Source organism: Terrisporobacter muris (assembly GCF_024621905.1).
GTDB lineage: Bacteria > Bacillota > Clostridia > Peptostreptococcales > Peptostreptococcaceae > Terrisporobacter > Terrisporobacter muris.
The window spans coordinates 1-7,373 of record NZ_JANKBY010000178.1; the positions used below are offsets into that span (position 1 = coordinate 1).

General features: G+C 31.4%; 6 protein-coding genes. All 6 read left to right on the plus strand.

Annotation, left to right across the window (positions count from 1 at the left end; translation table 11 throughout):
• The first annotated feature begins 136 nt into the window (after positions 1-136).
• The 6 genes from NSA58_RS12910 (at position 137) to NSA58_RS12935 (ending at position 7,254) form a co-directional block, all read left to right on the plus strand.
• Positions 137-649 carry an NADH-quinone oxidoreductase subunit NuoE family protein gene (locus tag NSA58_RS12910; RefSeq protein ID WP_052232840.1) on the plus strand — a complete coding sequence of 171 codons (513 nt, stop codon included), beginning with the start codon at positions 137-139 and terminating at the stop codon, positions 647-649.
• A 19-nt stretch (positions 650-668) separates the two neighbouring features.
• Positions 669-2,558, plus strand: a complete 1,890-nt coding sequence (locus NSA58_RS12915) for an NADH-quinone oxidoreductase subunit NuoF (RefSeq protein ID WP_039678319.1) — start codon at positions 669-671, stop codon at positions 2,556-2,558.
• 15 nt (positions 2,559-2,573) lie between these two features.
• Positions 2,574-5,291 carry a formate dehydrogenase subunit alpha gene (gene fdhF / locus NSA58_RS12920; RefSeq protein ID WP_257560534.1) on the plus strand — a complete coding sequence of 906 codons (2,718 nt, stop codon included), beginning with the start codon at positions 2,574-2,576 and terminating at the stop codon, positions 5,289-5,291.
• A gap of 168 nt (positions 5,292-5,459) precedes the next feature.
• Positions 5,460-6,419 carry a hypothetical protein gene (locus tag NSA58_RS12925; RefSeq protein WP_039678320.1) on the plus strand — a complete coding sequence of 320 codons (960 nt, stop codon included), beginning with the start codon at positions 5,460-5,462 and terminating at the stop codon, positions 6,417-6,419.
• A 15-nt stretch (positions 6,420-6,434) separates the two neighbouring features.
• On the plus strand, positions 6,435-6,668 hold the full coding sequence (locus tag NSA58_RS12930; RefSeq protein WP_039678321.1) for a helix-turn-helix domain-containing protein: 234 nt from the start codon (positions 6,435-6,437) through the stop codon (positions 6,666-6,668).
• On the plus strand, positions 6,652-7,254 hold the full coding sequence (locus NSA58_RS12935; protein WP_257560535.1) for a hypothetical protein: 603 nt from the start codon (positions 6,652-6,654) through the stop codon (positions 7,252-7,254). Before NSA58_RS12930 ends, NSA58_RS12935 begins: the two co-directional genes overlap by 17 nt.
• The last annotated feature ends 119 nt before the right edge of the window (positions 7,255-7,373 follow it).

Here is a 7,373-nt window from a genome sequence, read left to right on the forward strand (position 1 = left end):
AATGGAATATTTAGAATATAGTATACAACTATGGAAAAAAATGTTAGAAAGTATTATTATTATAGTAGAGCATTTGAATTTATATCATATTATATTACTTTTGTGATAAAAAACATAGGTTAGAGGGGGAAAATAAATGTTAGAAGAGTCTTACTACAAAAAGACTGATGGAATTATTGAACACCATGGCAATAAACCTAGTTCATTAATTCCTATAATGCAGGATATTCAAGATGAATATCGTTATTTACCAGGGGAATTGTTAATATACGTTGCAGACAAACTACAAATACCTTTGTCTAAGGCATACAGTGTAGCAACATTCTATGAAAACTTTTCTTTTGAAGAAAAAGGAAAATATGTTATAAAAATATGTGATGGAACAGCTTGTCACGTACGTAAATCAATACCAGTCAAAGATGCAATTACAAAAATCCTAGATTTAAATGAAGAAAAACACACTTCTGATGACAGATTATTTACTTTAGAAACAGTATCATGCTTAGGTGCTTGTGGTCTTGCACCAGTTATGACTATTAATGATAAAGTATATCCAAGTATGACCCCAGCAAAAGCAGAAGAAATAATTGAATTAATAAAAGAAGAAGAAAAACAACAACAATTAGAACCAGAAGAAGATTTAATATAAGAGTAAGGGGAGATTACAAATGTCATTAGAATTTTTGAAAGATAGAATAAGTTCAAAAGAAGCATTGCAAGATCTTAGAAAAAGAGCAAAAGATAGAATTAACTCAATTCCTATACGAGTATTAATATGTGCTGGTACTGGATGTATAGCTGGTGGAGCACAAGATATATATGATAACTTGAGTGAATTAGTTAAAAATGATGAAAATATAGAAATTAAATTTGAAGAAGAGGTACCTCATCCAGAAATTAAGAAAAGTGGTTGTCATGGATTCTGCGAAATGGGACCTTTAATGAGAATAGAGCCTCTAGATATATTATATGTAAAAGTTAAGCCTGAAGATTGTGATGAAATTTATAACAAAACTATATGCAACAAAGAGGTAATAGAAAGATTACTATATACACAAAACGGAAAAATTTATCAAAGTCAAGAATCTATTCCTTTTTATGAAAAACAAACTCGTTTAGTTCTTAAAAACTGCGGTCATATAGATGCAGAAAATATAGAAGAATACATAGCTGTGGGAGGATACGAAGCGTTAGAAAAAGTGCTATTCGAAATGGATAAAGAAACAGCCATTGAAGAAATTAAAAAATCAAACTTAAGAGGACGTGGTGGAGCAGGATTCCCAACAGGCAAGAAATGGGAGCAAGTTGCAAGACAGCCTGAAAAAGTTAAATACGTAGTATGTAATGGTGATGAGGGTGACCCAGGTGCTTTCATGGATAGAAGTATTATGGAAGGTGACCCAAACAAGATGCTTGAAGGTATGATAATAGCAGCTTACTTAGTAGGTGCCGAAGATGCATATATTTATGTTCGTGCAGAATATCCTTTAGCAGTAAGACGTTTGGAAATAGCTATAGCTCAAGCAGAAGAACTTGGAGTATTAGGTAAAAATATTTTAGGTACTGACTTTAATTTACGTATGCATATAAACAAAGGTGCAGGAGCATTTGTATGTGGTGAAGGTAGTGCACTTACTGCATCAATAGAAGGTAACCGTGGTATGCCAAGAGTAAAACCACCTCGTACAGTAGAAAAAGGTTTATTTGATAAACCAACAGTATTAAATAATGTTGAGACTTATGCCAATATACCAATGATAATAGCTAATGGTGGTGAGTGGTTTACACAAATAGGAACTGAAGGTAGTCCTGGCACAAAAGCGTTTGCCCTTACTGGAAGTGTAAAGAATACAGGATTAATAGAGGTACCAATGGGAACTACTCTTCGTGAAATTATATATGATATAGGCGGAGGAATGAAGAATGATGTTCCATTTAAAGGTGTTCAAATAGGGGGACCATCTGGTGGATGTCTAGTTGAAAAACACTTAGATCAAAAGCTGGATTTCGATTCAGTTAAGAAATTTGATGCAATAGTTGGTTCTGGTGGTCTAGTAGTTATGGATGAAAATACTTGTATGGTTGAAGTTGCTCGTTTCTTTATGAGTTTCACTCAGAGAGAAAGTTGTGGTAAATGTACACCTTGTAGAGTTGGGACAAAACGTATGCTAGAAATATTAGAAAAAATTATAGCGGGAAAAGGAACATTAGAAGATTTAGATAAGTTAGAAGAAGTTGCAAATACAGTTAAAAACATGTCCTTATGTGGATTAGGAAAAAGTGCTCCATTACCAGTTATAAGTACATTAAAAATATTCCGTAAAGAGTATGAAGAACATATTGTAGATAAAAAATGTAAGTCTCATACTTGTGAAGCATTAAAATTATTTAAGATTGATTCAAGTAAATGTGTTGGTTGTACAAAATGTGCTAGAAATTGTCCAGTAGATGCCATAAAAGGGGCTAAAAAAGAAGCTCATGTTATTGATTTAGAAAAATGTATAAAATGTGGTACTTGCGTAGATGGATGTAAATTTGATGCAATATATGTAGATTAGGAGGGGAGCATAATTATGGTACGTTTAACGATAGATAATAAAGTAGTAGAAGTTGCAAAAGGAACTACAATATTAAATGCAGCTGAGCAAGCGGGTATAGAAATTCCTACTTTATGTTATATAAAAGATTTATTACCAGATGGTTCTTGTAGAATGTGTATGGTAGAGATGGAAAGTAACGGTAGAACAAAGATGGATACAGCATGTACTGCACAAGTTTCAGAAAATTTAGTAGTATCTACTAAAAGTGAAAAGGTAATAAAAGCTAGAAGAAATGTTTTAGATATGCTTTTATCTAATCATAAAACAGATTGTTTTTCATGTGCATCAAATGGAGATTGTAAATTACAAGACTTATGTTATGAATATGGTGTAGAAAAAACTACTTTTGAAGGTGAAAGTGTTGATTTACCAATAGATGACACAAATCCATTTTTTACATATAACCCAAATCTTTGTGTTTTATGTCATAGATGTGTAAATACTTGCCATAAAATAGTTGGTCGTGGTGCTATAGATACTATGCAAAGAGGATTCACTTCAGTAATAGGAACTCCATTTGATGAAGATTGGAGAAAAACAAATTGTGAATCATGTGGTAACTGTGTTGAAGCATGTCCAACAGGTGCGTTAACTATGAAAAGAAGAAAAAATTATCGCCCTTACCAAATAGATAAAGAAGTTTTAACAACTTGTCCTCACTGTGGAACAGGATGCCAATACAAGCTACTAGTTAAAGATAATAAAATAGTTGATGTAAAAGCAGCTGATGGAAGATCAAATAAAGGTTTATTATGTGTTAAAGGACGTAGTGGAAGTTTTGACTTTGTTCATTCAGAAGATAGAATAAAATATCCTTTAATAAAAAATCATGAAACAGGAGAATTTGAAAGAGCTACTTGGGATGAAGCACTAGATTTAGTGGCAAGTAAATTTACAGAAATAAAGAAAGAATATGGACCGGAATCATTAGCAGGATTTGCATGTTCTCGTTCAACAAATGAAGATATTTATATGATGCAAAAAATGGTACGTTGTGCTTTTGGAACAAATAGCATAGACAACTGCGCCCGTGTTTGACATTCCCCATCTGTCGCAGGTCTTGCGATAACAGTAGGCTCAGGAGCAATGACAAACACAATAGAAGATATAACTAAAGAAGCAGATGTAATAATGTTAGTTGGTTCTAACCCAGAAGAAGCACATCCAGTTATAGGAATGCAAATAAGACAAGCAGTTCAAAGAGGATGTAAATTAATAGTAGTTGACCCTCGTGACATAGATTTAGCTAAGAAAGCTGATATACATATAAAAATTAAGCCAGGTACAAACGTTGCTTTTGCAAACGGTATCATGAACGTAATAATTGAAGAAGGACTTCAAGATATGGACTTTATCAATTCTCGTACAGAAGGTTATGATGAAATAAAAGAATTAGTTAAAGAATATACTCCTAAAAAAGTATCTGAAATATGTAACATTAGTGAAGAAGACTTAAGAGACGCAGCTATAATGTATGCAAAAGCTGATAAGGCACCTATCATATATTGCTTAGGAGTTACTGAACATACAAGTGGAACAGAAGGTGTTATGTCTATGTCTAATATGGCCATGTTAGTTGGTAAATTAGGTAGACCAGGTTGCGGAGTTAATCCACTTCGTGGGCAAAATAACGTTCAAGGTGCTTGTGATATGGGTGCTTTACCAGGAGATTTCCCAGGATATCAAAAAGTTACTGACCCAAAAGTATTAGCTAAATTTGAGAAAGCATGGAATACTAAATTAAATCCAAATGTAGGTAGAATGGCTACAGAAGTATTCCCAGCTGCAATCAAAAAAGAAGTAAGAGGTCTTTACATATTTGGAGAAGATCCAGTAGTAACTGATGCAGATACTACTCATATAATAAAAGCATTAGAAAGCTTAGATTTCTTTGTTATGAGTGAATTATTTATGACTGAAACTGCTAAATATGCAGATGTTATATTACCTGGAGTTAGTTATGCAGAAAAAGAAGGTACATTCTCTAATACAGAAAGACGTGTACAAAGAGTTCGTAAAGCAGTTGAATTAGAAGGTGAAATGAGATTAGATACTGATATATTTACAGATTTAATGAATCGTATGGGATATGATCAACCTTATTTAACTTCAGCTGAGATAATGGATGAAATAGCATCACTTACTCCAAGTTTTGCAGGTATAAGTCATGATAGATTAGATAAAGAAGGAAGCTTACAATGGCCATGTACAGATAAAAATCATCCAGGAACACCTATATTACATGTGGACAAATTTGTTAGAGGGTTAGGATATTTCTATCCAGCTAAGTACACTCCATCTGTAGAATTACCAGATGATGAATATCCAATAATATTAATGACTGGTCGTATATTATATCACTATACAACTAGAGCAATGACTGGTAGAACAGAAGGATTGAATGAAATAGCATCATCTTCATTTATAGAAATGAATATAAAAGATGCAGTAAGTTTAGGAATAAAAGATGGAGAAAAAGTAAAAGTATCTTCAAGACGTGGTCAAATAGAAACTACAGCACGTGTTGGAACAAAAGTATCTCCAGGAGAAACTTGGATGCCATTCCACTTCCAAGATGGAAATGCTAACTGGTTAACTAATGCAGCTCTTGATAAGTTTGCAAAAGCACCAGAATATAAAGTTTGTGCAATAAAAATTGAAAAATTAAAAGAAGCTGAAGTAGTTTTATAGAAGTAGGATTATAAATAATAGATTTTAGAAAAGCCGTATCACAAATAAGTGATAGGGCTTTTTTATATTACCCCTAAGTTTTATAAAAATTATTGAAAAACAATAATTTCGCTGATACTATTATATTAAAATTATTGTTTCACAATAATTACCAATATGGAGGGGCTTATGAATATATTAAAAATAAAAAGAACACTAATAATATCAGCTATATCATCACTGATACTTAGCATAATCATGTTATTTGTTTTAAATGCAAAGAGTAGCTTGGAAATTATGTACTATCCATTTAACATAATTGGAGATAACCTAAGAAAACTATCACTTTCATCAAGTGTAGGGAATTTAGTAGCGATATTAATCTACATAATGATTTCTGCCATACCAGGGAGCATTTGTTTTTACAAATACAAAAAGGGCAAGAATACAAATGTGGATTCTATATTAATAGGATTAAGCGTTTATTTACTATACGCAATCTATCAATTTATAAATCCAATGGAGCTGTACTCCTTATTACCAGAGGAATTCTATGGAACTTCAGAATTTATAACTATGGGGAAATTATCAATATCCATGATGTTTTACATCATAATAATCAGTTATTTTGTCCTACTTTCTTTGACTTCTCTATCATGCGAAGAAGAAAACAACAAGAAGAAATCTTTAAAAAGTCTTCAAATAATTTTAACTTTATTTTTAGTTTCAGACATTATAATGATTTTTTATTTTGGAACTTTTAATGTTTTAAGTGAAATGAACAAACCTCAATTTGTATTTTACATTATAAAATATACCTTAACTGTGGCACCACTAATAATGTCCATGACAGTTATTTTTACAGGAATAAAGCTTATCAATGACTTTAGGGAGAATCAATATGGAGAAAATGTAATAGAAAACATAAGAAAAATATATGAATATGGTAAAACAACTGTCTATTTATCAGTTATATCATCTTTGCTTATAAATGGTTTACAGCTAATTTTAACTTCAAGTATAAGTGAAATCAACATGTTTTTAAGTATACCTTTTGTACCTTTGATAGTTGCTTTTGTGGGGATAATTTTGTGCAAATACTTTCAGGAAAACAAAGACTTGTACGAAGATAACAATACAATTATTTAAAAATAGGAGGATGAAATGGGCATAGAAGTTCATTTAGAAGAAATACTTAAAAAGAAGCAAATCACATCTAAGGAGCTTGCAAAAATAATAGGTATCACAGAAGCTAACCTTTCCATACTGAGAAGTGGAAAGGCAAAGGGTGTAAGATTTGAAACTATAAACAAGATTTGTTTTTATTTGGAATGTGATGTGGGAGATATATTAAAATTTGATGGAAAATTGGGGGAAGATGATGAGGAAAATAAATAAGAAAATATTGAGTTTAATTATAATAATAAGTGGAGCATTTAGTTTATCTGCATGCCAATTAGCAAAAGAAGATAGTCAGTATAACGAAATGGAAAATTTACGTGGAGCTTTTATTACTTATAAATTAGATGGTAAAGAAGATGATTCCAATGGTGAAGAGTATAATTATGATGATGAAAATAAAAAATATTATGGTACTTTTGATGAGAATATATTTAAAAAAGATATTAGAAAATATAACTTTGGAGATCTAGAGGGATATGCAATTTTCTTACATGAAGAGGGAGAAGGAGATGATAGAGTAAAGGGAGGTGCCTGTGATAGTGTATTTCAAAATATGAATCTTGCTCTTAATATTAATACAGAAGAGAGTGGTAAAGAAATTATTAGTACTTCTGAAGATACTGTGTCAGAACCGGATATGAACGTAACTTCTGAAGAAAGCAAAATCTCTGCAACCATATATGTTACAAGTAAGTTTAAAGGTATAATTTCAGCTAATCCCATAATTAAAGAAGGAAAAAAATATTATACTATTTTAGATGGTAATAATATTTATGCTGATGGTGAAAATGAAAAAGCATAAATAAACTACAGAAAAATCCTTTCCTGATATTTCACAATGCTTTGTATTACGATTGATAAAACAAGCCTGTCCTTTTTTATATATGTAAGTGCTATTTTCAATTTTTTGTTCCACACTTC